The sequence below is a fragment of the Enterobacter sp. DNB-S2 genome, from assembly GCF_019443845.1.
GTDB classification, from domain to species: Bacteria; Pseudomonadota; Gammaproteobacteria; order Enterobacterales; family Enterobacteriaceae; genus Enterobacter; species Enterobacter asburiae_B.
In genome coordinates this window covers 158,492-185,039 of record NZ_CP050520.1, presented here as the reverse complement: position 1 = coordinate 185,039, position 26,548 = coordinate 158,492, and the positions used below count along the sequence as shown (strand labels likewise).

26 protein-coding genes are annotated in these 26,548 nt (G+C 55.9%); 17 read left to right on the top strand and 9 right to left on the bottom strand.

Annotation, left to right across the window (positions count from 1 at the left end):
- The first annotated feature begins 53 nt into the window (after positions 1–53).
- The 6 genes from mreC to tldD all read left to right on the top strand — a co-directional run bounded on the left by mreC (position 54) and on the right by tldD (position 8,996).
- Positions 54–1,070: a rod shape-determining protein MreC gene (gene mreC / locus HB664_RS00945; RefSeq protein ID WP_033146767.1), complete on the top strand. Its 1,017-nt coding sequence runs from the start codon at positions 54–56 to the stop codon at positions 1,068–1,070.
- Positions 1,070–1,558, top strand: coding sequence for a rod shape-determining protein MreD (gene mreD, locus HB664_RS00940; RefSeq protein WP_023309399.1), 489 nt, complete (start codon positions 1,070–1,072; stop codon positions 1,556–1,558). The genes mreC and mreD overlap by 1 nt, the downstream gene beginning before the upstream one ends.
- A gap of 9 nt (positions 1,559–1,567) precedes the next feature.
- On the top strand, positions 1,568–2,161 hold the full coding sequence (locus HB664_RS00935) for a nucleoside triphosphate pyrophosphatase (protein WP_219940274.1): 594 nt from the start codon (positions 1,568–1,570) through the stop codon (positions 2,159–2,161).
- Positions 2,151–3,620: a ribonuclease G gene (gene rng, locus HB664_RS00930; RefSeq protein ID WP_010436156.1), complete on the top strand. Its 1,470-nt coding sequence runs from the start codon at positions 2,151–2,153 to the stop codon at positions 3,618–3,620. The genes HB664_RS00935 and rng overlap by 11 nt, the downstream gene beginning before the upstream one ends.
- Before the next feature lie 42 nt (positions 3,621–3,662).
- Positions 3,663–7,466 carry an AsmA2 domain-containing protein YhdP gene (yhdP, locus tag HB664_RS00925; RefSeq protein WP_219940273.1) on the top strand — a complete coding sequence of 1,268 codons (3,804 nt, stop codon included), beginning with the start codon at positions 3,663–3,665 and terminating at the stop codon, positions 7,464–7,466.
- Positions 7,467–7,550: 84 nt separating this feature from the next.
- Entirely contained in the window at positions 7,551–8,996 is a 1,446-nt protein-coding gene (gene tldD, locus HB664_RS00920) for a metalloprotease TldD (protein WP_029740073.1), read from the top strand.
- Positions 8,997–9,073: 77 nt separating this feature from the next.
- Here tldD and aaeR read toward each other — a convergent pair whose 3' ends face one another.
- Positions 9,074–10,000: an HTH-type transcriptional activator AaeR gene (gene aaeR, locus HB664_RS00915; RefSeq protein WP_023616809.1), complete on the bottom strand. Its 927-nt coding sequence runs from the start codon at positions 9,998–10,000 to the stop codon at positions 9,074–9,076.
- 179 nt (positions 10,001–10,179) lie between these two features.
- Between aaeR and aaeX the strand changes: the two genes are divergently transcribed.
- From aaeX to HB664_RS00890, 5 genes are all read left to right on the top strand, one after another.
- Complete coding sequence (gene aaeX / locus HB664_RS00910) at positions 10,180–10,383, top strand: p-hydroxybenzoic acid efflux pump operon protein AaeX (RefSeq protein ID WP_003860416.1); 204 nt, start codon at positions 10,180–10,182, stop codon at positions 10,381–10,383.
- A 7-nt stretch (positions 10,384–10,390) separates the two neighbouring features.
- Positions 10,391–11,323, top strand: a complete 933-nt coding sequence (aaeA, locus tag HB664_RS00905) for a p-hydroxybenzoic acid efflux pump subunit AaeA (protein WP_023309394.1) — start codon at positions 10,391–10,393, stop codon at positions 11,321–11,323.
- Positions 11,324–11,328: 5 nt separating this feature from the next.
- Positions 11,329–13,296 carry a p-hydroxybenzoic acid efflux pump subunit AaeB gene (gene aaeB / locus HB664_RS00900; protein WP_143346425.1) on the top strand — a complete coding sequence of 656 codons (1,968 nt, stop codon included), beginning with the start codon at positions 11,329–11,331 and terminating at the stop codon, positions 13,294–13,296.
- A 90-nt stretch (positions 13,297–13,386) separates the two neighbouring features.
- Positions 13,387–14,841 (top strand): NAD-dependent succinate-semialdehyde dehydrogenase, encoded by a 1,455-nt coding sequence (locus HB664_RS00895; RefSeq protein ID WP_087823135.1) that lies wholly within the window; start codon positions 13,387–13,389, stop codon positions 14,839–14,841.
- A 45-nt stretch (positions 14,842–14,886) separates the two neighbouring features.
- Positions 14,887–15,159, top strand: a complete 273-nt coding sequence (locus HB664_RS00890; RefSeq protein ID WP_023309391.1) for a barstar family protein — start codon at positions 14,887–14,889, stop codon at positions 15,157–15,159.
- Positions 15,160–15,220: 61 nt separating this feature from the next.
- Here HB664_RS00890 and yhcN (HB664_RS00885) read toward each other — a convergent pair whose 3' ends face one another.
- The 3 genes from yhcN (HB664_RS00885) to argR form a co-directional block, all read right to left on the bottom strand.
- Positions 15,221–15,487 carry a peroxide/acid stress response protein YhcN gene (yhcN, locus tag HB664_RS00885; protein ID WP_032659672.1) on the bottom strand — a complete coding sequence of 89 codons (267 nt, stop codon included), beginning with the start codon at positions 15,485–15,487 and terminating at the stop codon, positions 15,221–15,223.
- A gap of 110 nt (positions 15,488–15,597) precedes the next feature.
- Entirely contained in the window at positions 15,598–15,861 is a 264-nt protein-coding gene (yhcN, locus tag HB664_RS00880; protein WP_023309389.1) for a peroxide/acid stress response protein YhcN, read from the bottom strand.
- A 375-nt stretch (positions 15,862–16,236) separates the two neighbouring features.
- Positions 16,237–16,707, bottom strand: a complete 471-nt coding sequence (argR, locus tag HB664_RS00875; protein WP_023309388.1) for a transcriptional regulator ArgR — start codon at positions 16,705–16,707, stop codon at positions 16,237–16,239.
- Positions 16,708–17,104: 397 nt separating this feature from the next.
- Here argR and mdh point away from each other — a divergent pair, with 397 nt between their 5' ends.
- Entirely contained in the window at positions 17,105–18,043 is a 939-nt protein-coding gene (gene mdh / locus HB664_RS00870) for a malate dehydrogenase (protein ID WP_023309387.1), read from the top strand.
- A gap of 57 nt (positions 18,044–18,100) precedes the next feature.
- On the opposite strand, the gene degS is transcribed toward mdh, so the two are convergent.
- The 3 genes from degS to zapG all read right to left on the bottom strand — a co-directional run bounded on the left by degS (position 18,101) and on the right by zapG (position 21,197).
- Positions 18,101–19,168 carry an outer membrane-stress sensor serine endopeptidase DegS gene (gene degS, locus HB664_RS00865; RefSeq protein WP_023309386.1) on the bottom strand — a complete coding sequence of 356 codons (1,068 nt, stop codon included), beginning with the start codon at positions 19,166–19,168 and terminating at the stop codon, positions 18,101–18,103.
- Positions 19,169–19,259: 91 nt separating this feature from the next.
- Positions 19,260–20,627, bottom strand: a complete 1,368-nt coding sequence (degQ, locus tag HB664_RS00860) for a serine endoprotease DegQ (protein WP_023309385.1) — start codon at positions 20,625–20,627, stop codon at positions 19,260–19,262.
- A gap of 171 nt (positions 20,628–20,798) precedes the next feature.
- Positions 20,799–21,197 (bottom strand): Z-ring associated protein ZapG, encoded by a 399-nt coding sequence (zapG, locus tag HB664_RS00855; protein ID WP_008502832.1) that lies wholly within the window; start codon positions 21,195–21,197, stop codon positions 20,799–20,801.
- A gap of 189 nt (positions 21,198–21,386) precedes the next feature.
- Between zapG and zapE the strand changes: the two genes are divergently transcribed.
- The 3 genes from zapE (at position 21,387) to rpsI (ending at position 23,640) form a co-directional block, all read left to right on the top strand.
- Positions 21,387–22,511 carry a cell division protein ZapE gene (gene zapE / locus HB664_RS00850; RefSeq protein ID WP_219940272.1) on the top strand — a complete coding sequence of 375 codons (1,125 nt, stop codon included), beginning with the start codon at positions 21,387–21,389 and terminating at the stop codon, positions 22,509–22,511.
- Positions 22,512–22,803: 292 nt separating this feature from the next.
- On the top strand, positions 22,804–23,232 hold the full coding sequence (gene rplM / locus HB664_RS00845) for a 50S ribosomal protein L13 (RefSeq protein ID WP_006178824.1): 429 nt from the start codon (positions 22,804–22,806) through the stop codon (positions 23,230–23,232).
- A gap of 15 nt (positions 23,233–23,247) precedes the next feature.
- Positions 23,248–23,640, top strand: a complete 393-nt coding sequence (rpsI, locus tag HB664_RS00840; RefSeq protein WP_003860436.1) for a 30S ribosomal protein S9 — start codon at positions 23,248–23,250, stop codon at positions 23,638–23,640.
- 10 nt (positions 23,641–23,650) lie between these two features.
- On the opposite strand, the gene HB664_RS00835 is transcribed toward rpsI, so the two are convergent.
- The gene (locus tag HB664_RS00835; protein WP_219940861.1) at positions 23,651–23,950 is read right to left on the bottom strand and encodes a hypothetical protein; all 300 of its coding nucleotides are present in this window, start codon (positions 23,948–23,950) and stop codon (positions 23,651–23,653) included.
- Between HB664_RS00835 and sspA the strand changes: the two genes are divergently transcribed.
- Together sspA and sspB are read left to right on the top strand one after the other, a co-directional pair.
- Positions 23,949–24,587, top strand: coding sequence for a stringent starvation protein SspA (sspA, locus tag HB664_RS00830; protein WP_014885418.1), 639 nt, complete (start codon positions 23,949–23,951; stop codon positions 24,585–24,587). The genes HB664_RS00835 and sspA overlap by 2 nt on opposite strands.
- Before the next feature lie 5 nt (positions 24,588–24,592).
- The gene (gene sspB / locus HB664_RS00825) at positions 24,593–25,090 is read left to right on the top strand and encodes a ClpXP protease specificity-enhancing factor (RefSeq protein ID WP_029740078.1); all 498 of its coding nucleotides are present in this window, start codon (positions 24,593–24,595) and stop codon (positions 25,088–25,090) included.
- Positions 25,091–25,120: 30 nt separating this feature from the next.
- On the opposite strand, the gene gltD is transcribed toward sspB, so the two are convergent.
- The gene (gene gltD, locus HB664_RS00820; protein ID WP_023309377.1) at positions 25,121–26,539 is read right to left on the bottom strand and encodes a glutamate synthase subunit GltD; all 1,419 of its coding nucleotides are present in this window, start codon (positions 26,537–26,539) and stop codon (positions 25,121–25,123) included.
- Positions 26,540–26,548 lie beyond the last annotated feature (9 nt).

Below are 26,548 nucleotides of genomic sequence, written 5' to 3'. Positions count from 1 at the left end.
AGAGGGTAGCAATTTGCTACCCTTTCTCTCTGACGCGAGAATACGCATAGCCTATGAAGCCAATTTTTAGCCGTGGCCCATCGCTACAGTTTCGCCTTATTCTGGCGGTTCTGGTTGCGCTTGGGGTCATTATTGCCGATAGCCGCCTCGGTACGTTCAGCCAGATCAGAACGTACATGGATACCGCCGTCAGTCCTTTCTACTTTGTTTCAAATGGTCCCCGTGAACTGCTCGACTCCGTTTCTCAAACGCTGTCTTCGCGTGACCAACTCGAACTCGAAAACCGGGCATTACGTCAGGAACTGCTGCTGAAAAACAGCGAACTGCTGATGCTGGGGCAATACAAGCAGGAAAACGCGCGTCTGCGTGAGCTGCTCGGCTCGCCGCTGCGTCAGGATGAGCAGAAAATGGTCACGCAGGTGATCTCCACCGTGAACGACCCCTACAGCGATCAGGTTGTGATCGACAAAGGGAGCGTGAACGGGGTGTATGAAGGTCAGCCTGTTATCAGCGATAAAGGCGTTGTGGGCCAGGTTGTTGCCGTGGCTAAACTGACCAGCCGCGTGCTGCTGATTTGCGATGCCACGCATGCGCTGCCGATCCAGGTTCTGCGCAACGACATCCGCGTGATTGCGGCCGGTAACGGCTGTACGGACGACCTGCAGCTGGAACACCTGCCTGCTAACACGGATATTCGCGTGGGCGACGTGCTGGTGACGTCCGGCCTGGGTGGACGCTTCCCTGAAGGCTATCCGGTTGCGGTGGTCTCTTCGGTCAAGCTGGATACCCAGCGTGCCTATACCGTGATTCAGGCCCGTCCAACCGCCGGTTTGCAGCGTCTGCGCTATCTGCTGCTGCTGTGGGGCGCCGATCGTAACGGTTCTAATCCGATGACGCCTGAAGAGGTGCATCGCGTGGCGAACGAGCGCCTGATGCAGATGATGCCGCAGGTTCTCCCACCTGCGGATTCCATGGGGCCGCCTGCGCCAGTACCGGCGCCGGCAACCGGGTTAACGCAGCCGCTGCCGGATGCGCCGCCACCGCCTAAACTCTCTTCGGGAGGGCAGTAGTGGCAAGCTATCGTAGCCAGGGACGCTGGGTCATCTGGCTCTCGTTTCTCATTGCACTGTTACTGCAAGTGATGCCCTGGCCGGATGACATTCTCGTTTTCCGGCCAAACTGGGTATTGCTCATTTTACTCTACTGGATCCTTGCCCTGCCGCATCGCGTAAATGTCGGCACAGGTTTCGTGATGGGTGCCATACTGGATCTCATTAGCGGCTCTACGCTTGGCGTGCGCGCCTTGTCCATGAGCATTATTGCGTACCTCGTCGCACTCAAATTCCAGCTCTTTCGTAACCTTGCGCTCTGGCAACAGGCCCTGGTGGTGATGCTATTGTCGCTCGCTGCGGATATCGTTGTTTTCTGGGCAGAGTTTTTAGTAATCAACGTCTCTTTCCGACCGGAAGTGTTCTGGAGTAGTGTAGTAAACGGTGTGCTCTGGCCTTGGTTATTCCTGCTGATGCGTAAGGTTCGCCAGCAGTTTGCTGTGCAATAAAAGGTTTCTATGACGTCTTTGTATCTCGCTTCCGGCTCCCCGCGCCGTCAGGAACTCCTGACGCAGCTAGGCGTCTCTTTTGAACGCATCGTTACCGGCATTGAAGAAAAACGTGCTGAGGGCGAAAGCGCTCAACAGTACGTGTCTCGCCTGGCGCGCGAGAAAGCGCAGGCGGGCGTGGCCAGTGTGCCACGCGATCTTCCCGTGCTGGGAGCAGATACCATCGTTATTCTGAACGGTGAAGTGCTTGAGAAACCGCGCGACGCCGATCATGCGGCGCGCATGCTGCACAAAATGTCCGGACAAACGCATCAGGTGATGACGGCCGTCGCGCTGGCTGACCACCAGCACGTGCTGGATTGCCTGGTGGTGACCGAAGTGACGTTCAGAGTACTTACCGACGACGACATCGCCGCTTATATTGCCAGCGGTGAACCAATGGATAAAGCAGGTGCATACGGTATTCAGGGGCTGGGTGGCTGTTTTGTCAGGAAGATTAATGGCAGCTATCACGCCGTAGTCGGCTTACCGCTGGTGGAAACGTATGAGTTGCTGAGCAATTTTAACTCACTGCGTGAGGGAAGGGATAATTATGACGGCTGAATTGTTGGTAAACGTAACGCCATCGGAAACCCGTGTGGCCTATATTGATGGTGGCATTCTTCAGGAAATTCATATTGAGCGTGAAGCGCGGCGCGGAATAGTAGGCAATATCTACAAAGGTCGTGTCAGTCGTGTACTACCGGGTATGCAGGCGGCTTTTGTAGATATTGGACTGGATAAGGCGGCGTTTTTACATGCCTCCGATATCATGCCGCACACCGAGTGCGTCGCGGGCGAAGAGCAAAAACAGTTTGCCGTGCGCGATATTTCTGAACTGGTGCGTCAGGGACAGGATCTGATGGTGCAGGTGGTGAAAGACCCCCTCGGTACCAAAGGCGCCCGTCTGACCACCGACATCACCTTACCTTCCCGCTATCTGGTCTTTATGCCCGGCGCGTCGCACGTGGGCGTTTCGCAGCGTATTGAGAGCGAAACCGAGCGCGAGCGTCTGAAGAAAGTGGTCAGCGCCTACTGCGATGAACAGGGTGGGTTTATCATCCGTACCGCTGCGGAAGGGATCAGCGAAGAAGACCTGGCGTCGGATGCGGCTTATCTGAAGCGCGTCTGGACCAAGGTGATGGAGCGTAAAAAACGCAACCAGACCCGCTACCAGCTCTACGGTGAACTGGCCCTTGCTCAGCGCGTTCTGCGCGACTTTGCTGATGCCCAGCTCGACCGCATTCGCGTGGACTCGCGTCTGACCTATGAAGCGCTGCTGGAGTTTACCGCCGAATATATCCCGGAGATGCCTGGCCTGCTGGAGCATTATTCAGGGCGTCAGCCGATCTTCGATCTCTATGATGTCGAAAACGAGATCCAGCGCGCGCTGGAGCGTAAGGTTGAGCTGAAGTCAGGCGGCTATCTGATCATCGATCAGACCGAAGCGATGACCACCGTCGATATCAACACCGGCGCGTTTGTCGGCCATCGCAACCTCGATGACACCATCTTCAACACCAACATCGAAGCCACGCAGGCGATTGCGCGCCAGCTTCGTCTGCGCAATCTGGGCGGCATTATCATCATCGACTTTATCGATATGAGTAATGAAGACCATCGTCGCCGCGTGCTGCACTCGCTTGAGCAGGCGCTGAGCAAAGACCGCGTGAAAACCAGCATCAACGGCTTCTCGCAGCTGGGGCTGGTGGAAATGACGCGTAAGCGTACCCGCGAGAGCGTTGAGCATGTGCTGTGTAATGAATGCCCAACCTGCCATGGGCGCGGAACGGTAAAGACGGTTGAGACCGTCTGCTATGAAATTATGCGCGAAATCGTCCGTGTTCATCATGCCTACGACTCCGATCGTTTTCTGGTCTATGCTTCCCCTGCGGTGGCTGAAGCGCTGAAAGGCGAAGAGTCACACGCGCTGGCGGAAGTGGAAATCTTTGTCGGCAAACAGGTAAAAGTACAAATTGAACCGCTCTATAACCAGGAGCAGTTTGACGTCGTGATGATGTAAGACGCAGTACGCTGCGTGACGAAAGCTGACAAGGAGAGATGCGTGAGGCGATTGCCGGGGATTTTATTGCTTACAGGGGCAACGCTGGTCGTGATTGTCGCGTTGCTCGTGAGCGGGCTACGCCTCGTATTACCGCATCTGGACAGCTGGCGTCCACAGCTGCTGGCTAAAATTGAATCCACCACCGGCGTGCCGGTGAACGTAAGCCAGATTAGCGCTAACTGGCAGAATTTTGGCCCGACGCTCGATGTCCGGGATATCAACGCCAGCCTCAAAGATGGCGGCCACCTGAAAATCAAACGCGTGACCCTGGCGCTGGACGTCTGGCAAAGCCTGCTGCATCTGCGCTGGCAGTTTCGCGATCTCACCTTTTATCAACTCCAGTTCCTGACCAATACGCCTCTGTCCGGCGGCGATAGCGGTCAGGGTCTGGAAGCCAACCGCTTCAGCGATCTTTTCCTCCGTCAGTTCGATCACTTCGATCTGCGCGACAGCGAAGTGAGCTTCATTACCCTCTCCGGCCAGCGCGCCGAACTGGCGATCCCCCAGCTGACATGGCTCAACGGTAAAGAACGTCACCGCGCCGAGGGGCAGGTCAATCTCTCAAGCCTGAACGGCCAGCACGGCGTGATGCAGGTGCGGATGGATCTGCGGGACGATGACGGCCTGTTAAACAACGGCAAAGTCTGGCTGCAGGCCGACGATGTTGACGTGAAGCCGTGGCTGGGCGACTGGCTCCAGCAAAATATGCAGCTGGAGACTGCCCGCTTCAGCCTTGAAGGCTGGCTGACCCTGACCAAAGGTGAATTTGCCAGCGGCGATATCTGGCTCAAGCAGGGGGGCGCCAGCTGGAAAGGCGAAAAACAGCAGCATCAGCTTTCCGTCGATAACCTCACCGCGCACGTGACGCAGGAAAAAGAGGGCTGGCAGTTTGCCATTCCGGATACGCGCATCACCATGGACGGCAAGCCGTGGCCGCGCGGTGCGCTGACGCTGGCCTGGATGCCGGAGCAGGACGTCGGCGGCACGGCCAGTAAACGCAGCGACGAGCTGCGCATCCGCGCCAGCAACCTCGATTTGGCTGCCATTGAAGGCCTGCGCTCGATGGCGGCAAAACTCTCTCCGGATCTGGGCGAGATCTGGCTGGCAACGCAGCCGAGCGGGAAAATAGACGCTCTGGCTCTGGATATCCCGCTCCAGGCGACGGAAAAAACCCGCTTCCAGGCAACATGGAAAGATCTTGCCTGGAAGCAGTGGAAGCTGCTGCCGGGGGCGGAGCACTTTAGCGGCAAGCTGGAAGGCAGCGTGGAAAACGGCAGGCTAACGGTTGATATGCACGATGCCAAAATGCCTTACGAGACGGTCTTCCGCGCGCCGCTGGAAATCGAACAGGGCAGCGCGGTGCTTAACTGGCTCCGTAACGACAAGGGTTTCCAGCTTGATGGCCGCCATATCGATGTGAAAGCCAAAGCGGTGCACGCGCGCGGCGATTTCCGCTATCTGCAGCCTGAAGGCGATGAGCCGTGGCTGGGCATTCTGGCCGGGATCAGCACCGATGACGGCTCTCAGGCCTGGCGCTACTTCCCGGAAAACCTGATGGGAAAAGCCCTGGTGGACTATCTCAGCGGCGCGATTCAGGGCGGTCAGGCGGACAATGCCACGCTGGTGTACGGCGGTAACCCGCATCTTTTCCCGTACAAACATAATGAAGGCCAGTTCCAGGTGCTGGTGCCGCTGCATAACGCGACATTTGCGTTCCAGCCCGGCTGGCCCGCGCTGAAAGATCTGGATATCGAGCTCAACTTCCTCAATGACGGACTATGGATGAAGTCCGACAGCGTGGCGCTGGGCGGCGTGACGGCCAGCAACCTGACGGCCAACATCCCGGATTACTCCAAAGAGAAGCTGCTGATTGATGCCGACATCAATGGCCCGGGCAAAGCGGTGGGGCCGTACTTTGAGGAGACGCCCCTGAAAGATTCGCTGGCGGCGACGCTCCAGCAGCTACAGCTTGATGGCGATGTGAATGCTCGCTTACATCTTGATATCCCGCTGGACGGCGAGATGACCACCGCCAAAGGCGACGTCCGCCTTAAGAACAACAGCCTGTTCATCAAACCCCTTGAGAGCACGCTGAAAAATCTCAGCGGGCAGTTCAGCTTTGACAACGGAAACCTGAAGAGCGAGCCGCTTACGGCCAGCTGGTTTAATCAGCCCGTTAATATCGACTTCACGACCACCGAGGGTGAAAAGGCTTATCAGGTAGCCGTCAATCTGGACGGTAACTGGCAGCCAGCGCGCATGGAGGTCCTGCCGAAGCCCATTGAGGCGTCAGTGCAGGGCGCAGTCGCCTGGCAGGGTAAAGTGGCAATCGACCTGCCATATCACGCGGGTGCTCAGTATAAGGTCGACATCACGGGCGATCTGAAAAACCTTCAGAGCCAGCTACCTGCGCCGCTGGATAAACAGGCCGGACAGCCGCTGCCGGTAAAGCTGAACGTCGATGGCAACCTGAACAGCTTCGCGCTGACCGGAAGCGCGGGCGGGACAAACCACTTCAACAGCCGCTGGCTGCTTAACCGCAAGCTCACCCTCGACAAAGCCATCTGGACAACGGATAGCCGCTCCACGCCGCCTCTGCCGGAGCAGTCGGGCATTGAGCTGAATCTCCCGCCGATGGACGGTGCAGAGTGGCTGGCGCTGTTCCAGAAAGGCGTTGGGCAAAACGTTGATGAAACCGCCCAGTTCCCGCAAGCCATTACCGTACGCACGCCGTCACTGATGCTGGGCGGGCAGCAGTGGAACAACCTGAGCCTGGTTTCACAGCCTGGCGCTAACGGCACGAAGGTGGAGGCCCAGGGAAGGGAGATCAACGGCACGCTGACCATGCGCAATCACGCGCCGTGGCAGGCGGCGATCCGCTACCTCTACTACAACCCGGCAAGCGCCGCGAGCGGGAAAGATAAACCGGCAGAAGCGTCGCCGCTGAGCAATGTCTCCCGCGTCGATTTTAGCGGCTGGCCCGATCTCCAGCTGCGCTGCGCGGAGTGCTGGCTGTGGGGGCAGAAATATGGCCGTATCGACGGTGATTTCACTATTCAGGCCAACACGCTTACGCTCTCCGGTGGCCTGGTTGATACCGGTTTTGGCCGCATGACGGCCGCAGGGGAATGGGTGAATAACCCGGGCGAGCAGCGAACTTCCCTGAAGGGCGACATTAAAGGCAACAAGCTGGATGCGGCAGCCAATTTTTTTGGAATCAGCACGCCGCTGCGCGGCTCGTCGTTTGACGTCGATTACGATCTTCACTGGCGTGACGCCCCGTGGAAGCCGAATGAAGCCTCGCTGAACGGCATTCTGAAAACCCGCTTCGGCAAAGGTGAAATTGCTGACGTGAGCACGGGGCGCGCCGGTCAGATCCTGCGCCTGCTGAGTTTTGATGCGCTGCTGCGCAAGCTGCGCTTCGATTTCAGCGATACCTTCAGCGAAGGTTTCTACTACGATTCCATCCGCAGCACGGCGTGGATCAAGGACGGCGTTCTGCATACGGACGACACGCTGGTGGATGGCCTGGAAGCGGATATCGCCATGAAAGGCTCCGTTAACCTCGTGCGTCGCGAGCTGGATATGGAAGCCGTGGTGGCGCCGGAAATTTCCGCGAGCGTGGGCGTGGCGGCGGCCTTTGTGGTGAACCCGATTGTCGGTGCGGCGGTGTTTGCCGCCAGCAAAGTGCTGGGTCCGCTGTGGAGTAAAGTCTCCATTCTGCGCTACCGCATTACCGGTCCGGTCGATAAACCGCAGATTAACGAGGTGCTGCGCCAGCCGCGCAAAGATGCACAGCAATGATTTGACGTGGGCAGGTAATTGCCTCACTCTCAATAAATACGATCTTTATACCGCCACGGGCGGCAACGAACGAGTAGCAATACGATGAGTCTGAACCTGGTAAGTGAACATTTGCTCGCAGCGAACGGCCTGAGCCATCAGGACCTGTTCTCCATTCTTGGTCAACTGACCGAACGCCGCCTCGACTACGGCGACCTTTATTTCCAGTCGAGCTATCACGAATCCTGGGTTTTAGAAGACAGCATCATCAAAGATGGCTCCTACAACATTGACCAGGGCGTCGGCGTCCGTGCCGTCAGCGGCGAGAAAACCGGTTTCGCCTATGCCGATCAGATTAGCCTCACCGCACTCGAGCAGAGCGCGCAGGCCGCACGTACCATTGTGCGTGATACCGGTGATGGTCGCGTGAAAACTCTGGGAGAAGTGCAGCACTCAGCGCTTTATACCAGCATCGATCCGCTGCAGAGCATGAGCCGTGAAGAGAAGCTGGATATCCTGCGTCGCGTGGACAAAGTCGCCCGCGCGGCGGATAAACGCGTGCAGGAAGTTTCAGCCAGCCTGAGCGGCGTGTATGAGTTGATTCTGGTTGCGGCAACGGACGGTACCCTTGCGGCAGACGTTCGCCCGCTGGTGCGCCTCTCTATCAGCGTGCAGGTCGATGACGACGGCAAACGCGAACGCGGCTCAAGCGGCGGCGGCGGTCGTTTCGGCTATGACTGGTTCCTGGGCGACGTTGATGGTGAAGCACGCGCCGACGCGTGGGCGAAAGAAGCCGTGCGCATGGCGCTGGTGAATCTGAATGCCGTCGCGGCGCCGGCGGGTTCATTCCCGGTGGTGCTGGGCGCCGGCTGGCCGGGCGTACTGTTACACGAAGCCGTAGGCCACGGCCTGGAAGGCGACTTTAACCGTCGCGGGACGTCCGTGTTCAGCGGTCAGATCGGGCAGCTTGTCTCCTCTGAGCTGTGCACCGTGGTGGATGACGGCACCATGCGCGATCGTCGCGGCTCGGTGGCTATCGACGATGAAGGTACGCCAGGGCAGTACAATGTGCTGATCGAAAACGGCGTGCTGAAAGGCTACATGCAGGACAAACTCAACGCGCGCCTGATGGGCGTCGCGCCGACGGGCAACGGACGCCGTGAATCTTACGCGCATCTGCCGATGCCGCGCATGACCAACACGTACATGCTGCCGGGCAAATCGACGCCGCAGGAGATTATCGAATCCGTCGATTACGGTATCTTTGCGCCAAACTTTGGCGGCGGCCAGGTGGACATCACCTCCGGTAAGTTTGTTTTCTCCACGTCAGAAGCGTATCTGATCGAGAAAGGTAAAGTGACCAAAGCGGTGAAGGGGGCGACGCTGATTGGCTCCGGTATTGAAGCCATGCAGCAGATTTCCATGGTCGGTAACGATCTGAAGCTGGATAACGGCGTGGGCGTCTGCGGTAAAGAGGGCCAGAGCCTGCCGGTTGGCGTGGGCCAGCCAACGCTGAAGGTGGACAACCTAACGGTGGGCGGCACGGCGTAATTTCCTGACCCTCTCCCCAAAGGGGAGAGGGTACTGCTCCACGCTGTCTTTTCTCCCGCGTCCTTATGGAAAAAGGCCTACTCTTTCCTTCTCCCCCGCATCCCCTGAAACAGCTCCGCCACGTCCACAAAATACTCGGTCAGATAGTTAATACACACCTGAACCTTGAGCGGGAGTTTGTCTTTTTCGGTATACAGGGCGTACACCGGGCGCGGATCGGACTGGTAGCGCGGGAAGAGGATCTCCAGCACGCCGCTGTTGATCTCGTTGATCACCCACATTAACGGCACGTAGGCGATCCCGGCGCCGGCCACCAGCCAGCGTGAAATCGTCATCGGATCGTTAGTGACAAACCGCCCTTCCGGCAGCAGTTTGGTAGAAATCCCTTCCGGGGCAATCAGCTCAAATTCATTATCGGGCCGCACGCTGTACTCCAGCCACGAGTGGTTGGTGAGATCGGCGGGCTTCTCCGGAACGCCGTACTGCGCCAGATAGCTTTTCGAGGCGCAGACGACCATCGGCATGCTGCCCAGCCGTCGCGAGAACAGGCTGGAATCCTGCAACGCGCCGACGCGGATCACCACGTCCAGCCCGTCGGCAATCAGATCCGGCGCCGGGATACCCGTCACCAGATTGACCGTAAGACCGGGGTACTCTTTCAGCATATCCGCCGTCATGGCAGCGAGAACATTTTGTGCCATAGTTGAAGAACACCCGATGCGCAGCGTGCCGATGGGGGTGTTGTTGAAGGCATAGAGCTGTTCGTGAACATCCTGCACTTCAAGCAGCATACGGCGACAGCCCTGATAGTAAATTTTACCCGCTTCGGTCAGCCCAATGCTGCGGGTACTGCGGTTGAGCAGCTTGACCTGAAGCTCATCTTCCAGTTTGGACACCGTCTGGCTGATGGATGAGACGCTCATCTGAAGCTGGCGTGCAGCGGCGGTAAAAGAGCCCAGCTCAACCACTTTGGCGAAGACCGACATGCGTTTTAAACGTTCCATTGTTCACTCTGGCTTAAAAGTGATTTAGATCACATATTATAGATAACAGCATAACAGTTACGTTAATATATTATTAATTACATAACGGCTGCGCCATTCTCGCCCGGCGTTTCTTGCTCTCCTGCGGTGGCGTGCGCTAAAAAATTCTGAAGCCTGCACTCTCTCTTATCAAGGTCAACATGAGTCTGTTTCCCGTTATCGTGGTGTTCGGTCTGTCGTTCCCACCGATATTTTTCGAGCTTCTTTTATCACTGGCGATCTTCTGGCTGGTGCGCAAGGTGCTGGTCCCTACCGGGATCTACGATTTCGTCTGGCACCCTGCATTGTTCAATACCGCGCTGTATTGCTGCCTGTTTTATCTGATATCGCGCATGTTTGTCTGAGGTTGATGTGAAAACGCTAACAAGAAAAATCTCCCGCACCGCCATCACGATGGCGCTGGTTATCCTCGCCTTCATCGCTATTTTCCGCGCCTGGGTTTATTACACCGAATCACCGTGGACGCGTGATGCACGCTTCAGCGCCGATGTGGTGGCAATAGCCCCTGACGTGGCCGGTCTTATCACAGCGGTCAACGTCCACGATAACCAGCTGGTGAAGAAAGATCAGGTCCTGTTCACCATCGACCAGCCTCGTTACCAGAAAGCGCTGGAAGAGGCGGAAGCGGACGTGGCCTATTACCAGGCGCTGGCTGCGGAGAAACGCCGCGAGGCAGGGCGCCGTAACCAGCTGGGCGTTCAGGCAATGTCCCGTGAAGAGATTGACCAGTCCAACAACGTGCTGCAAACCGTGCTGCACCAGCTGGCGAAAGCGCAGGCAACGCGCGATCTGGCGAAGCTCGATCTCGAGCGCACCGTGATCCGCGCGCCGTCCGATGGCTGGGTGACCAACCTTAACGTCTATGCCGGGGAATTCATTACCCGTGGCTCTACCGCCGTGGCGCTGGTTAAACAGAACTCCTTCTACGTGCTCGCCTATATGGAAGAGACCAAGCTGGAAGGCGTGCGCCCAGGTTACCGGGCGGAAATCACGCCGCTCGGCAGCAACCGCGTCTTTAAAGGCACCGTCGACAGCGTTGCTGCAGGGGTGACTAACTCCAGCAGTTCTAACGATGCCAAAGGGATGGCGACGGTCGATTCCAACCTGGAGTGGGTGCGTCTGGCCCAGCGCGTGCCGGTACGTATTCATCTGGATGAACAGCAGGGAAATCTGTGGCCTGCGGGTACCACGGCGACGGTGGTGATCACCGGTGAAAAGGACCGGGATGCCAGCCAGGACTCGTTCTTCCGTAAAATTGCCCACCGCCTGCGCGAGTTTGGTTAATCGTCATGGGTATCTTTTCCATCGCCAGCCAGCACATTCGCTTCGCCGTGAAGCTGGCGTGCGCCATCGTGCTGGCGCTGTTTGTTGGCTTTCACTTCCAGCTTGAAACCCCTCGCTGGGCAGTGCTGACGGCTGCGATTGTCGCGGCGGGCCCTGCCTTTGCCGCGGGCGGGGAGCCCTATTCTGGCGCGATCCGCTATCGCGGGATGCTGCGTATCATCGGGACGTTTATCGGCTGTTTCGCGGCGCTGACCATTATTATTTTGATGATCCGCACCCCGCTGCTGATGCTGATGGTGTGCTGTATCTGGGCGGGTTTCTGCACCTGGCTCTCGTCTCTGGTGAAAGTGGAGAACTCCTACGCCTGGGGACTGGCGGGCTATACCGCGCTGATTATTGTCATCACTATCCAAAGTGAACCGCTGCTCGCCCCGCAGTTTGCGGTTGAGCGCTGCAGCGAGATTGTGATTGGTATTGTCAGCGCGATCGTCGCTGACCTGCTTTTCTCCCCGCGCTCCATCAAGCAGGAAGTCGACCGTGAGCTTGACGCGCTGATCGTTGCCCAGTATCAGCTGATGCAGCTGTGCATTAAGCATGGCGATAGCGAAGAGGTGGATAAAGCCTGGAGCGGGCTGGTACGTCGTACGCAGGCGCTGGAAGGAATGCGCAGCAACCTTAATATGGAGTCGTCGCGCTGGGCCCGCGCGAATCGACGCCTTAAAGCCCTTAACACCGTCTCTCTGACGCTGATTACCCAAGCCTGTGAAACTTATCTGATTCAGAACACCCGGCCGGAAGCGGTCACCGATACGTTCCGCGAACTGTTTGCCGAGCCGGTGGAAACCGTACAGGACGTGCATAAGCAGCTTAAGCGCATGCGCCGGGTGATTGCCTGGACCGGGGAGCGCGACACGCCGGTAACCATCTACACCTGGGTCGGCGCCGCGACACGCTATCTGCTTCTGAAGCGCGGCGTGATCGGTAACACCAAAATCAGCGCGGCGGAAGAAGAGGTGTTGCAGGGTGAAGTGGTGATCAAGGCGGAATCCGCCGAGCGCCATCACGCCATGGTCAATTTCTGGCGTACGACGCTTGCCTGCATGCTCGGCACGCTGTTCTGGCTGTGGACGGGCTGGACGTCCGGCAGCGGCGCGATGGTGATGATTGCCGTTGTGACCGCACTGGCGATGCGTCTGCCTAATCCGCGTATGGTCGCCATTGATTTCCTTTACGGCACGATTGCCGCGTTGCCGGTAGGCGCGCTCTATTTCCTGGTCATCATCCCGTCGACGCAACAGAGTATGCTGCTGCTCTGTATTAGCCTGGCGGTAATGGCGTTCTTTATCGGCATTGAAGTGCAAAAGCGGCGTCTGGGATCGCTGGGGGCGCTGGCGAGTACGATTAACATCATCGTGCTCGATAACCCGATGACCTTCCATTTCAGCCAGTTCCTCGACAGCGCGTTAGGCCAGCTGGTGGGCTGCTTCCTGGCCATGATGGTGATACTGCTGGTGCGGGATAACTCGCAGGCAAGAACGGGCCGCGTGCTGCTGAACCAGTTCGTGTCGGCTGCCGTGTCATCTTTGACAACCAATACCGCGCGCCGTAAAGAGAACCACCTGCCCGCGCTCTACCAGCAGCTGTTTTTGCTGCTGAACAAGTTCCCGGGCGATATCGCGAAGTTCCGCCTGGCGTTAACCATGATCATTGCGCACCAGCGTTTGCGTAACGCGCCCGTGCCGATCAACGACGATTTGTCGGCATACCACCGCCAGCTGCGTCGTACCGCCGATCACGTGCTTTCTGCCAGCAGCGATGACAAACGGCGTCGCTACTTTACGCAGCTGCTTGAAGAGCTCGATACCTATCAGGAAAAGCTCAAGCACTGGGAGGCGCCGCCTCAGGTGACCGAGCCGGTGGGACGGCTGGTGTTTATGCTGCATCGCTACCAGAATGCCCTCACGGATAACTGACTGAAGTAAAAAAACCGACGCCAAAAGCGTCGGTTTTTTTGTGGCTATACTTATTCCAGCACGTTCTTACATTTCAGAAAGGGAGAACACATGACGACCCAGGCGCTTCAGGACCACATCCTTTTTCAGACCGGTTATCTGGTCAACGGAATCTGGAAAACGCTGGATACAACCTTTGATGTGCTGAATCCCGCGACAGGCGAGGTCATTGCTAAAGTCGCAAAAGCGGGTAAAGCGCAAACCGAAGACGCTATTGCAGCGGCTACCCAGGCCTTCCCGGCATGGCGTGCCAAAACCGCGAAAGAACGCTCGGCGATTCTCTACCGCTGGTACGAACTGATTATTGAGAATAAAAGCTGGCTCGGGCGGTTGATGACCACCGAACAGGGCAAACCCCTGAAAGAAGCGGAGGGAGAAGTCGAGTACGCCGCCAGCTTTATCCAGTGGTTTGCCGAAGAGGCCAAACGCGCGAACGGAGAAATTATTCCGCCGATAAAACCCGGCTCACGCATTCTGGCGACCCGTGAACCTATTGGTGTGGTCGCGGCGATTACGCCGTGGAACTTCCCGATGGCCATGCTCACCCGCAAGTTAGGCCCGGCGCTGGCAGCAGGATGCACCGGGGTCATTAAACCGGCCAATAACACGCCGCTCAGCGCATTTGCGCTGCTTACGCTGGCGAAACAGGCCGGTGTGCCCGACGGTGTTCTCAACACCGTCGCCGGGAATACGCATGAAATCAGCGATGCGATCATGGCAAGCCGCGACGTGCGTAAAATCTCCTTTACCGGCTCAACCTCCGTCGGCAAAACGCTGGTGCGTAACGCCGCAGAAACCATGAAAAAAGTCTCGATGGAGCTGGGGGGGAATGCCCCGTATATCGTTTTTGAGGATGCGGACATCGACGCAGCGGTTAAGGGCGCGATCGCCAACAAGTTCCGCAATGCCGGACAGGTCTGCGTCAGCGTGAACCGTTTTTATATTCAGGAAACCGTCTACGACAAATTTGTGAATAAACTCGCCGATGCGGTGAAGGCGCTGAAGGTGGGTAATGGTCTCGAAGAGGGGGTGGTCGTCGGGCCGCTGATTGAACCTTCGGCGGTCAACAAGGTGCGTGAGCATGTCGACGACGCCGTTGCCCGGGGCGCAACCGTACTGGCTGGGGGTAAGCCCCATCCGCTTGGCGGAAATTTCTGGATGCCAACCGTGCTGGGCGACTGCCATGAAGGTATGAAGCTGGCAGAAGAAGAGACGTTTGGCCCGGTGGCGGCGTGCTTCCGTTTCACCTCGGAAGATGAAGTCATCCAGCGCGCCAACAACACGCCCTATGGGCTGGCGGCTTACTTCTACACCCAGAATCTCTCACGGGTCTTCCGCGTTTCACAGGCCATCGAGAGCGGGATGATCGGCATCAACGAGTGCGCCGTCTCCACGGAGCTTGGGCCCTTTGGCGGCGTAAAAGAGTCAGGTCTTGGACGAGAGGGCTCCGTGCTGGGACTGGAAGAGTATCTGGAAGTTAAAACCCTGCATATTGGGGGATTATAATAGACAGGGCGGCATCTGCCGCTCGCCTGGACTGGGTGGCTGGCAATGAAAACCTATACGTTTGATTTTGACGAGATCGACAGTCAGGAAGACTTCTACCGTGAATTTATCCGGGCGTTTGATCTTGAACGGGAAAGCGTGACGAATCTGGATACGCTGTGGGACGTGGTCACCGGCAGTCAGTTGCCGCTACCGCTGGAAATTGAGTTCATCCATTTGCCCGATAAGCTGCGAAGACGTTTTGGCGCGCTGATCTTGCTGTTCGATGAAGCGGAAGAAGAGCTTGAAGGGCAGCTGCGCTTTAACGCGCGGCATTGAATGAAAAAAGCCCCTGACCATAAGGCCAGGGGCAAGTCGTATGATGAGATACGACGAGGGTTTATTTATACAGTTCTGCCGTTGCATGCCAGTGGTCACCCTGATTCAGTTCGGTGACGCGATAGCTGCTGGCGCCTGCTTTTTCAGCTTTGGCGGCAAGTTCGTGACGAATATCCATCGGTGAACCGGTGACAGACGTTACGGAGACGCTGCCCATACGCTGTAGATTTTGTGCCTGGTCGGCATTTACCTGCTGTACGGCTGCGCTCGCGCCGAAAGAGAGAACGGATGCCAGACCGAGGGTTGCGATGATCAATTTGGTTTTCATAGTCTTTACTCCTGAATAGGGTTTTTACTCAACGGCGAGAAGGGTTGAACCGCTATTTTTATGCCTGGTGCCGTTGAGTGGAGATTTACGTCTTCAGTTATTACTAAAACTTATTTGTACAGCTCAGCGGTGGCGTGCCAGTGGTCACCGGAACGCGCTTCGATGATGCGATAGGATGACGCACCCTGTTCTTCCGCTTTTTTGTTCAGCATCTCATGCATGTCCATTGGCGATGTGCCGACCGCACCGACAGAAACCGTACCGATGGCCTGACGGGATTGCGCCTGGTCAGCATTGATAGAGTCAGCTGCGAAAGCACCGAATGACAGGACGGACAGGACGCTGAGCGCCGCTACAGTTGATTTGATTTTCATGATTTTTACCTCGTCGAATTTTTTAGTGGGGTCTTGTTTCGTGACCCTCATCACAAAATCAAGTATACACTAATAACGGTAAAAATTAATACCAGACTAATGGTTTCTATTGTTATTACGTGTTAACCAGTCTTTTTTTTATAACCAAATCGCATAATATTGGGCGTTTTTTGTTCATTTTAGTTGGTTATATCTAATAAAATCATATGGATATCAGCTTTTGATTTTTTGTGCGATTTTTTGATTTAGCATTCACCAGATGAATGTTAATAGGTGGTAAAAAGCACTATTTGTCAAAGTGAAGGGCAGTAGAAAAGAGGGGAGAACGCAGCAGAAGCAGAACGATCCCCGCAGCGGCGCTACGGGGAGAGGGGATTAGAGTTCCTGTTCGAACAGTACCAGAATGGCTTCGTGGAGATCTTTCACGGAGAAACCGCTAGCCGGTGTGGTAAAGATGGTGTCATCGCCGGCGATAGTCCCGAGGATACCTTCCGTTTTACCCAGCGAGTCCAGCATGCGGGCAATGAGCTGCGCGGCACCCGGGCTTGTGTGGATCACCACGACGGCGTCGTTATGATCGATATCCAGAACCAGGTTTTTGAGCGGGCTGGAGGTGGTCGGCACGCCAAGTTCTGCCGGCAGGCAATAGACCATCTCCATCTTGGCGTTACGCGTACGCACCGCGCCAAATTTCGTTAACATGCGGGAGACTTTCGACTGGTTGATGTTATCGAAGCCTTGTTCCTGCAGCGCCTGAACAATTTCTCCCTGAGAACTGAATTTCTCTTCTTTGAGTAGCGCCTTAAACGCCTTTACTAATTCTTCTTGCTTAGACGAGCTTCGCATAAGTCACCCGGAATATGACGATAGAAACAACATTATTATGCATGTGGATGAATTTTTATGCAAATTATCTACTCAGCGCCAGGCTGAAATAATGTTATGAAAGGGAGTGATTTTATCAGATTTCGTTATCAGAAAACATGCCTGGGTCACGCCGCGCAAATAAGCTTAAAAGTAAATTAAATGTTATCAAAATGATGTTGTTTTGGTGGCGGGGCAGGGTGTATTGTAACCACCTCTTAATGCGTTGCCCTCTGTCGTCAGATAGTCTTCTGGTGAGAGATAAAGTCGCGTGACCTCAAATTCTTTAGCTACGAAAATTGTAATTATTTACTTGCTGAATTATGGTCGCCGCAACGGATTTACAGATACTTAAGTTAACCATAATAAGGAGTTTAGGATGAAAGTCGCAGTCCTCGGCGCTGCTGGTGGTATCGGCCAGGCGCTTGCCCTACTACTGAAAACCCAACTGCCTTCAGGCTCAGAACTCTCCCTGTACGATATTGCTCCGGTAACCCCAGGTGTGGCGGTTGACCTGAGCCACATCCCGACTGCTGTAAAAATCAAAGGCTTCTCCGGTGAAGATGCACGTCCTGCGCTGCAGGGTGCCGACGTGGTGCTGATTTCTGCAGGCGTGGCGCGTAAGCCAGGCATGGATCGTTCAGACCTGTTCAACGTCAACGCGGGCATCGTGAAAAACCTGGTGCAGCAGATTGCAGAAATCTGCCCGAAAGCATGCATCGGGATCATCACTAACCCGGTGAACACCACCGTGGCTATCGCGGCAGAAGTGCTGAAGAAAGCGGGTGTTTACGACAAAAACAAACTGTTCGGCGTAACCACGCTGGATATCATCCGTTCCAACACCTTTGTTGCTGAGCTGAAAGGCAAGCAGCCAACAGAAGTAGAAGTACCGGTAATCGGCGGTCACTCTGGCGTCACCATCCTGCCTCTGCTGTCGCAGATCCCAGGCGTGAGCTTCACCGAGCAGGAAGTGGCTGACCTGACTAAACGCATCCAGAACGCGGGCACCGAAGTGGTGGAAGCGAAGGCGGGTGGCGGCTCTGCAACCCTGTCTATGGGCCAGGCGGCTGCGCGTTTTGGTCTGTCACTGGTTCGCGCTCTGCAGGGCGAGAAAGGCGTTGTTGAATGCGCTTACGTTGAAGGCGATGGTGAACACGCTCGCTTCTTCTCTCAGCCGCTGCTGCTGGGTAAAAACGGTATCGAAGAGCGTAAATCCATTGGTACGCTGAGCGCGTTTGAACAACACGCGATGGAAGGCATGCTGGATACGCTGAAGAAAGATATCACCCTGGGCGAAGAGTTCGTTAACAAGTAATACGAACCGTCTCCCGGTAAAAAAAACGGAGCTTATCGCTCCGTTTTTTTATGCCTGTCAGTTAGTGGCCGGGTATTCCTGAATCGTCACGTGCAGCGTCAGTTTCTTATCGTTGCGCATGACCTCAACAGGGATGATAGAACCCGGGCGAATTTCTGCCACCTGATCCATCGTCTCCAGCGCAGAGACCGCTGGCGTGCCGTTGACCGACACAATGACATCGTTTACCTGAATCCCCGCGTTAGCCGCCGGACCACCCGGTGCCACCTCGTTAACCACGATGCCCTGAATCTGATCGATACCGCCGCCCTGGGTATGCATCGGTGCAATTTCGCGCCCGCCGATACCGATATAGCCGCGGATCACGCGTCCGTCGCGGATCAGTTTATCCATGATTTTGGTCGCCAGCTGGAACGGAATGGCGAAGCCGATCCCTTCCGGCGTCTCACCGTCGTTACTCTTATCGAACGAGAGGGTGTTGATGCCCATCAGCTCGCCCAGCGAGTTGACCAGCGCCCCGCCGGAGTTACCGTGGTTGATGGAGGCATCGGTTTGCAGGAAGTTCTGCCGCCCGGAGGGGTTCAAACCGATACGACCGGTCGCGCTGATAATCCCCTGGGTGATGGTCTGGCCCAGGTTGTAAGGGTTACCGATAGCCAGTACGACGTCACCAATATGCGGGGTACGTTTACGGTTGATCGGGATGACCGGCAAACCGCCCGTGGCATTAATTTTCAGAACGGCCAGGTCGGTCAGACTGTCAGACCCAACGAGTAACGCCTCAAACACGCGGCCATCCTGCAGGGCGACGATGATCTGGTCGGCATCGTTAATCACGTGCTTGTTGGTAATAATGTAGCCGCGCTCGTCCATGATCACGCCGGAGCCGAGGGTACGGATCTCCAGCTGGTTATGGGCTGAGGTATTCAGACCACGGTTATAGACGTTAACCACGGCAGGTGCGGCACGGCGGACGGCCTGGTTATAGGTGGCCGGCGTTTCATCCGTGCTATCGAACTGGGGAGCCGACAGTTTATTGAACTGACGTAAAGACGGCAGCGCCAGCAGCAGCAGGCCAGCGACAATCAAACCGATGACAGTAGAACGTAAGAGCTTTAAAAGCATGATGCGCGTGTCGTTAAAAAAGGAACGATTTGCAGCATAACATGAGTTATCCGGACATCACACGCAGCGGTGATGTCCGGGTCGCAAATGCTTAGCGCAACAGAATATAGATAGACTCATTGCCACGCATGACCTGCAGGGCAATAACCGCTGGTTTGCTTTCCAGCACCTTGCGCAGTTCGGCAATAGACTGCACGCGGTTGCGGTTGACACCGATAATCACGTCATCCTGATGCAATCCGGCCTGTGCGGCAGGGCTGCTCTTCTCGACGGTGTCGATGCTAATGCCTTTCGTACCGTCTTTCAGCTGCCCGTCGCTCAACGTAGCCCCCTGTAGCGCCGGGGCGATAAGCTCCGCGCTGGCCGAGGAAGAGGTGCTCTTATCCAGCGTCACTTCAACGTCAAGCGGCTTACCGTCACGTATCAGGCCCAGCTTCACTTTGGCGCCTGGTTCCGTTGTGGCAATCCGCGAACGCAGTTCTGCAAAGCTATTCAGCGGTTTGTCGTTCAGGCTGACGATCACATCTCCCGATTTCACGCCCGCTTTTGCCGAGCCGGAGTTTGGCAGCACTTCACTGACAAACGCCCCGCGCTGTACGTTGATATTGAACGCTTTTGCGATATCCGCGCTCATCTCCATACCTTTAATACCCAGCAGCCCGCGTTTGATTTCACCGAACTGGATCAGCTGCTGCGCCAGGGTTTTGGCCATATTGCTGGGGATAGCAAAACCGATCCCGATGCTGCCGCCGCCCGGGGCCAGAATCGCCGTGTTAATCCCAATCAGCTCGCCGTTAAGGTTGAGCAACGCTCCGCCGGAGTTACCCCGGTTGATTGAGGCATCGGTCTGGATAAAGTTTTCCAGCCCTTCCAGATTGAGGCCGCTGCGCCCGAGCGCCGAGACGATCCCGGAGGTGGCGGTCTGCCCTAAGCCAAAGGGGTTGCCTACGGCGACGGCAAAATCGCCGACGCGCAGTTTGTCGGAATCCGCGATGGCAATCTGGGTCAGGTTGCTCGGATTTTGCACCTGCAGCAGCGCGATGTCGCTCTGGTCATCGCCGCCGATCAGTTTGGCATCAAATTCACGGCCATCGTTCAGCTGGACGCTGATCTTATCGGCCTGGCTGATGACATGGTTGTTGGTCAGGATATAGCCTTTTGCCGCATCAATAATGACGCCAGAACCCAGGCCTTCAAAAGGCTGAGCCTGCTGGTCGGGAGACTCATCGCCAAAATATTTTTTCAGTTCTTCAGGGACGCGTTGGCTTTGTACTGCGGTGCCCTCAACCTGAACGCTGACGACCGCCGGCAACACTTTTTCCAGCATAGGCGCGAGGCTTGGAATGGCCGCCTGGCCAGGCACCTGGGAGGGAATGGCGGCAAATACAGGAACGGACGCCGAGAGAGATAACCCGACACTTAACGCGATAGCGCTCAACAGCTGGTTTTTTTTCTTCATCGATGTTGACTCTCGTAACCTGGAATAAAGGAAAAACGGCCCCAAAAACACGTTGATGTTATTGAATTTTAAACCGCTGAACAATGAGGTATGTAACTAAATGATAGCTGGGGTCATCAGGAAAGGACGGGCGCAATCGCTGCGCCCGTAAAATAAATTCAGGTTGTGCGATTAATCGCGTTTTACACCGCCGCGCAGCAGGCCGGACGCGCCATCGGAATAGTCGCGAGGCATCTGAACGGGCGCCTGATCGTTACCGGCTTCAGAGTCAGCCAGACGGTTGCGGAACGGGTTGGTTTCCGCGGTCATTTCCGGCAGCAGGCTGCTGGAGCTTTTTGCCATATGTTGGTACAGCTGACGATAGTCGGTTGCCATGTTGTCCAGCAGCTCGGCGCTACGGGCAAAGTGGCTGACCAGCTCTTCACGATACTCTTCCAGCTCGGCTTTGTTCTTTTCCAGTTCGTACTGCAGTGACTGCTGCTGACGCAATTTGCGATTACCGAAACGCATGGCCACAGCACCGATGACAATGCCGACGACTAAACCGATTAGCGCATATTCCCAGGTCATGAATTTCTCCCGTTGTCTTGTTGTTCCGTAGGGTGTTGGCTCGGCTCCTGCCTGTGCCTGATAATGCCACTATAACCGCTATTTCTGCAGAAGTGGAATCCTGACGTATCATCGCGTAGTGTAGAACGGCCTTTTTTTCATCAGTCACGTCTGCTGGTGAGCGTTAATTGAAGGAATAACAATAAGATTATGCAAAACCTGTCCCCTGCATCGCGATATCAACTGGCCCTTAACGAGGGCACTCATCAGCCTGATGAGGTTCAACGTGAGGCGGTAAACCGTCTGGAGATGATTTATCAGGAGCTCACGGCAAAACCCGCTGAAGTCGAACAGAACGGTGGGCTAAAGGCGGCGTTTGGGCGGTTGCTCGGTAAAAAAGCGCCACAGGCTCACGCGCCGGTGCGCGGTTTATATATGTGGGGCGGGGTCGGTCGCGGAAAAACCTGGCTGATGGACCTGTTTTATCTAAGCCTGCCTGGCGCACGTAAGCAGCGTCTGCACTTCCATCGTTTTATGCTGCGGGTGCATGAAGAGTTGACCGCACTGCAGGGCAAAAGCGATCCGCTGGAGATTGTGGCCGACAGGTTCAAGGCGGAAACGGACGTGCTCTGCTTCGACGAGTTTTTTGTGTCCGACATCACCGATGCCATGCTGTTAGGCGGCCTGATGAAAGCGCTATTTGCCCGCGGGATCACGCTGGTGGCCACGTCGAATATCCCGCCGGATGAGCTCTATCGTAACGGCCTGCAGCGCGCACGCTTCCTGCCCGCCATCGATGCCATCAAGCAGCACTGCGATATCATGAACGTCGATGCCGGTGTCGATTATCGTCTGCGCACGCTGACCCAGGCGCACCTGTGGCTTTCGCCGTTAAATGCAGAGACCACCCGCGAGATGGATACACTCTGGCTGGCGCTGGCGGGAGCAAAACGCGAGCACGCCCCGGAACTCGAGATTAACCATCGACCGCTGCCCACACTCGGCGTCGAAAACCAAACGCTGGCGGTCTCCTTTACGACGCTCTGCGTGGATGCCCGCAGCCAGCACGACTACATTGCGCTTTCGCGTCTGTTCCACACCGTGATGGTGCTGGACGTGCCGGTGATGACGCGGCTGATGGAGAGCGAAGCACGGCGCTTCATTGCGCTGGTGGACGAGTTTTATGAGCGCCACGTCAAGCTGGTGATCAGCGCCGAGGTACCTTTATATGAGATTTACCAGGGCGAGCGGCTGAAGTTCGAGTTCCAGCGCTGCCTGTCGCGCCTGCAGGAAATGCAAAGCGAAGAATATCTGAAGCTGGAGCATATGCCGTAACAAATGCCACCCTCTCCCGTGGGAGAGGGGCTGGGGGTGAGGGCACCAGAACGCACAATACCCACCCCCGAAAAACCCATTCCAAAACGCATTTAAGGGTCGATCTTTGACCTCAACTTCTCTATAATCTTGCGACCCCACGTTACGAGAAGGTTTTTTTCCCAAAACTTTCTATGTGTCGGCATGTGCTATTCGAAGGGGTAGGTTTGCCGGACTTTGTCGTGTGAGCCTCAACTGACTAAACGTTTGGGTGTTCACCAACGTGTAACTTATTTATTTGGGTAAGCTTTTAATGAAAACTTTTACAGCTAAACCAGAAACCGTACAGCGCGACTGGTATGTTGTTGACGCGACCGGTAAAACTCTGGGCCGTCTGGCTACTGAACTGGCTCGTCGCCTGCGCGGTAAGCATAAAGCGGAATACACTCCGCACGTTGATACCGGTGATTACATCATCGTTCTGAACGCTGATAAAGTTGCTGTAACCGGCAACAAGCGTACTGACAAAGTGTACTATCACCACACCGGCCACATCGGTGGTATCAAAGAAGCGACCTTTGAAGAGATGATTGCCCGCCGTCCTGAGCGTGTGATTGAAATCGCGGTTAAAGGCATGCTGCCAAAAGGCCCGCTGGGTCGTGCTATGTTCCGTAAACTGAAAGTTTACGCAGGCAACGAGCACAACCACGCGGCACAGCAACCGCAAGTTCTTGACATCTAATCGGGATTATAGGCAATGGCTGAAAATCAATACTACGGCACTGGTCGCCGCAAAAGTTCCGCAGCTCGCGTTTTCATCAAACCGGGCAGTGGTAAAATCGTAATCAACCAGCGTTCTCTGGAACAATACTTCGGTCGCGAAACTGCCCGCATGGTAGTTCGCCAGCCGCTGGAACTGGTTGATATGGTAGAAAAACTGGATCTGTACATCACCGTTAAAGGTGGTGGTATCTCCGGTCAGGCAGGTGCGATCCGTCACGGTATCACCCGCGCTCTGATGGAGTACGACGAATCCCTGCGTTCTGAACTGCGTAAAGCTGGCTTCGTTACTCGTGACGCGCGTCAGGTTGAACGTAAGAAAGTGGGTCTGCGTAAAGCACGTCGTCGTCCACAGTTCTCCAAACGTTAATCCATTCTGCTTACGCAGAACGATTGGCGAAAAACCCGCTTCGGCGGGTTTTTTTATGGATAATGCGCAGGTTATCCACAATATCCATGCATATATCTTCTCTTTTTCCACATTTCCAGAATCCCCTCACCACAAAGCCATCAAAATCTGGTAAACTATCATCCAATTTTCTGCCCAAATATCGGTGAATACTCGATTTTTGTTCGTTTCTTGAACAATGTGTTTTCTCTGGGATGGGCGATACAACATCTGGCTGGCCCCAGTTGGGCTGGTAGCAGTAAAAATTCTGAATATACCTGGAGGTTTTCATGGCTGTCGCTGCCAACAAACGTTCGGTAATGACGCTGTTTTCTGGTCCTACTGACATTTATAGCCATCAGGTTCGTATCGTGCTGGCCGAGAAGGGTGTCAGTTTTGAGATCGAGCATGTGGAAAAGGATAACCCGCCTCAGGATCTGATCGATCTCAACCCGAGCCAAAGCGTACCGACGCTGGTGGATCGCGAGCTGACCCTGTGGGAATCCCGTATCATTATGGAATATCTGGATGAGCGTTTCCCGCATCCGCCACTGATGCCTGTTTACCCTGTCGCGCGTGGTGAAAGCCGCCTGTACATGCAGCGTATCGAAAAAGACTGGTACTCGCTGATGAACGTGATTACCAGCGGTTCCGCTTCTGAAGCTGACGCTGCACGTAAGCAACTGCGTGAAGAGCTGCTGGCAATCGCCCCTGTGTTTGGTCAGAAGCCGTTCTTCCTGAGCGATGAGTTCAGCCTGGTGGATTGCTACCTGGCACCGCTGCTGTGGCGTCTGCCGACCCTGGGCGTAGAGTTCAGCGGTCCTGGCGCGAAAGAGCTGAAGGGCTATATGACTCGCGTATTTGAACGCGACTCTTTCCTGGCATCTTTAACTGAACCGGAACGTGAAATGCGTCTCGGCCGAGGCTAATGACTGTGGAAATGTCACAACTTACTCCACGCCGTCCGTATCTGCTGCGCGCCTTCTATGAATGGCTGCTGGATAACCAGCTCACGCCGCACCTGGTTGTGGATGTGACGTTGCCGGGCGTGCTGGTTCCAATGGAATACGCGCGTGACGGACAAATCGTACTGAACATTGCGCCGCGTGCGGTGGGTAACCTGGAGCTGGCAAACGATGAAGTGCGCTTCAACGCGCGTTTCGGCGGCGTGCCGCGTCAGGTTTCCGTACCTCTGGCAGCCGTGCTGGCTATCTACGCGCGTGAAAACGGTGCGGGTACCATGTTCGAGCCGGAAGCGGCGTATGATGAAGATGTTGCCAGCCTGAATGATGACAACGCATCCGATGAGCGCGAAAGCGACACGGTGATGTCACTTATCGATGGTGATAAACCCGATCGTCACGACGACAATGACCCTGATGACGATCCGCCTCCGCGCGGTGGCCGTCCGGCACTTCGCGTCGTGAAATAAAAAAACAGGCCCAATCGGGCCTGTTTTTTTTTACACTTCCAGGTAGTTCAGGATCCCGTCAGCCGCTTTACGACCTTCGGCAATCGCCGTTACCACCAGGTCAGAACCGCGAACAATATCGCCACCGGCGAAGATTTTCGGGTTGCTGGTCTGGAATGCGTTGTCGCTGCCTTCTGGCGCAATCACGCGGCCCTGCGAATCCAGCTCAACGCTGTGCTTCGCCAGCCATTCCATGCTGTGAGGACGGAAACCGAACGCCATCACCACGGCATCGGCCGGGATCACGTGCTCAGAACCGGCTACGATCTCGGCGCGACGACGGCCTTTCGCATCCGGTGCGCCCATCTCAGTGCGCGCCATCTTCACGCCGCTCACTTTACCGTTGGCATTCACTTCAATACCCAGAGGCTGGATGTTGAACTGGAACTCCACGCCCTCTTCACGCGCGTTTTTCACTTCGCGTTTAGAGCCCGGCATGTTCTCTTCGTCACGACGGTAGGCGCAGATCACGTGTGCCGCATTCTGACGAATGGAGGTACGCACGCAGTCCATCGCGGTATCACCGCCGCCCAGCACAACCACGCGTTTGCCTTCCATGCTGACGAACGGCTCATCGGCGGTTTCACCGTAGCCCATGATCTGCTTGGTGTTGGCAATCAGGAACGGCAGCGCGTCGTACACGCCCGGCGCGTCTTCGTTCTCCAGACCGCCGCGCATGGACTGATAGGTGCCCACGCCAAGGAACACGGCGTCGTAATCCTTCAGCAGGTCGTCGAGCTGCACGTCGCGGCCCACTTCCACGTTCAGTTTGAACTCAATGCCCATGCCGGTGAAGATTTCACGGCGACGGGTCATGACCTCTTTTTCCAGCTTGAAGGCAGGGATACCGAAGGTCAGCAGACCGCCGATTTCCGGATGGCGGTCAAAGACCACCGCCTTCACGCCGTTGCGGGTCAGCACGTCCGCACAGGCCAGGCCCGCCGGGCCCGCGCCGATGATTGCCACGCGCTTGTCGGTTTGCTTCACGCCGGTCATATCCGGACGCCAGCCCATCTCGAACGCTTTATCATTGATATAGCGCTCAATGTTGCCGATGGTCACCGCGCCGAACTCGTCGTTCAGCGTACAGGAGCCTTCGCACAGACGGTCCTGAGGACACACGCGGCCGCACACTTCCGGCAGGGTGTTGGTCTGGTGAGACAGCTCGGCTGCTTCAAAAATACGTCCTTCGTTAGCCAGCTTCAGCCAGTTCGGGATGTAGTTGTGTACCGGACATTTCCATTCGCAGTAAGGGTTACCGCAGGACAGGCAGCGGTCTGCCTGTGCCTTGGCCTGGCCTTCTGAAAACGGCTCGTAGATTTCAACAAATTCAATTTTGCGGATCTTCAGCGGTTTCTTTGGCGGATCAACACGCTGCAGGTCGATAAACTGGTATACGTTCTGGCTCATCTGAATTCC

Bases quoted from the DNA above. Each gene is read 5' to 3' on its own strand.
- zapE (WP_219940272.1), top strand. From the start codon at position 21,387: ATGCAAAACCTGTCCCCTGCATCGCGATATCAACTGGCCCTTAACGAG.
- zapG (WP_008502832.1), bottom strand. From the start codon at position 21,197: ATGACCTGGGAATATGCGCTAATCGGTTTAGTCGTCGGCATTGTCATC.
- degS (WP_023309386.1), bottom strand. From the start codon at position 19,168: ATGCTTTTAAAGCTCTTACGTTCTACTGTCATCGGTTTGATTGTCGCT.
- mdh (WP_023309387.1), top strand. From the start codon at position 17,105: ATGAAAGTCGCAGTCCTCGGCGCTGCTGGTGGTATCGGCCAGGCGCTT.
- degQ (WP_023309385.1), bottom strand. From the start codon at position 20,627: ATGAAGAAAAAAAACCAGCTGTTGAGCGCTATCGCGTTAAGTGTCGGG.
- HB664_RS00935 (WP_219940274.1), top strand. From the start codon at position 1,568: ATGACGTCTTTGTATCTCGCTTCCGGCTCCCCGCGCCGTCAGGAACTC.
- sspA (WP_014885418.1), top strand. From the start codon at position 23,949: ATGGCTGTCGCTGCCAACAAACGTTCGGTAATGACGCTGTTTTCTGGT.
- tldD (WP_029740073.1), top strand. From the start codon at position 7,551: ATGAGTCTGAACCTGGTAAGTGAACATTTGCTCGCAGCGAACGGCCTG.
- yhcN (WP_032659672.1), bottom strand. From the start codon at position 15,487: ATGAAAACCAAATTGATCATCGCAACCCTCGGTCTGGCATCCGTTCTC.
- gltD (WP_023309377.1), bottom strand. From the start codon at position 26,539: ATGAGCCAGAACGTATACCAGTTTATCGACCTGCAGCGTGTTGATCCG.
- aaeR (WP_023616809.1), bottom strand. From the start codon at position 10,000: ATGGAACGTTTAAAACGCATGTCGGTCTTCGCCAAAGTGGTTGAGCTG.
- HB664_RS00895 (WP_087823135.1), top strand. From the start codon at position 13,387: ATGACGACCCAGGCGCTTCAGGACCACATCCTTTTTCAGACCGGTTAT.
- argR (WP_023309388.1), bottom strand. From the start codon at position 16,707: ATGCGAAGCTCGTCTAAGCAAGAAGAATTAGTAAAGGCGTTTAAGGCG.
- aaeB (WP_143346425.1), top strand. From the start codon at position 11,329: ATGGGTATCTTTTCCATCGCCAGCCAGCACATTCGCTTCGCCGTGAAG.
- rng (WP_010436156.1), top strand. From the start codon at position 2,151: ATGACGGCTGAATTGTTGGTAAACGTAACGCCATCGGAAACCCGTGTG.
- HB664_RS00835 (WP_219940861.1), bottom strand. From the start codon at position 23,950: ATGAAAACCTCCAGGTATATTCAGAATTTTTACTGCTACCAGCCCAAC.
- HB664_RS00890 (WP_023309391.1), top strand. From the start codon at position 14,887: ATGAAAACCTATACGTTTGATTTTGACGAGATCGACAGTCAGGAAGAC.
- yhcN (WP_023309389.1), bottom strand. From the start codon at position 15,861: ATGAAAATCAAATCAACTGTAGCGGCGCTCAGCGTCCTGTCCGTCCTG.
- mreC (WP_033146767.1), top strand. From the start codon at position 54: ATGAAGCCAATTTTTAGCCGTGGCCCATCGCTACAGTTTCGCCTTATT.
- rpsI (WP_003860436.1), top strand. From the start codon at position 23,248: ATGGCTGAAAATCAATACTACGGCACTGGTCGCCGCAAAAGTTCCGCA.
- aaeX (WP_003860416.1), top strand. From the start codon at position 10,180: ATGAGTCTGTTTCCCGTTATCGTGGTGTTCGGTCTGTCGTTCCCACCG.
- rplM (WP_006178824.1), top strand. From the start codon at position 22,804: ATGAAAACTTTTACAGCTAAACCAGAAACCGTACAGCGCGACTGGTAT.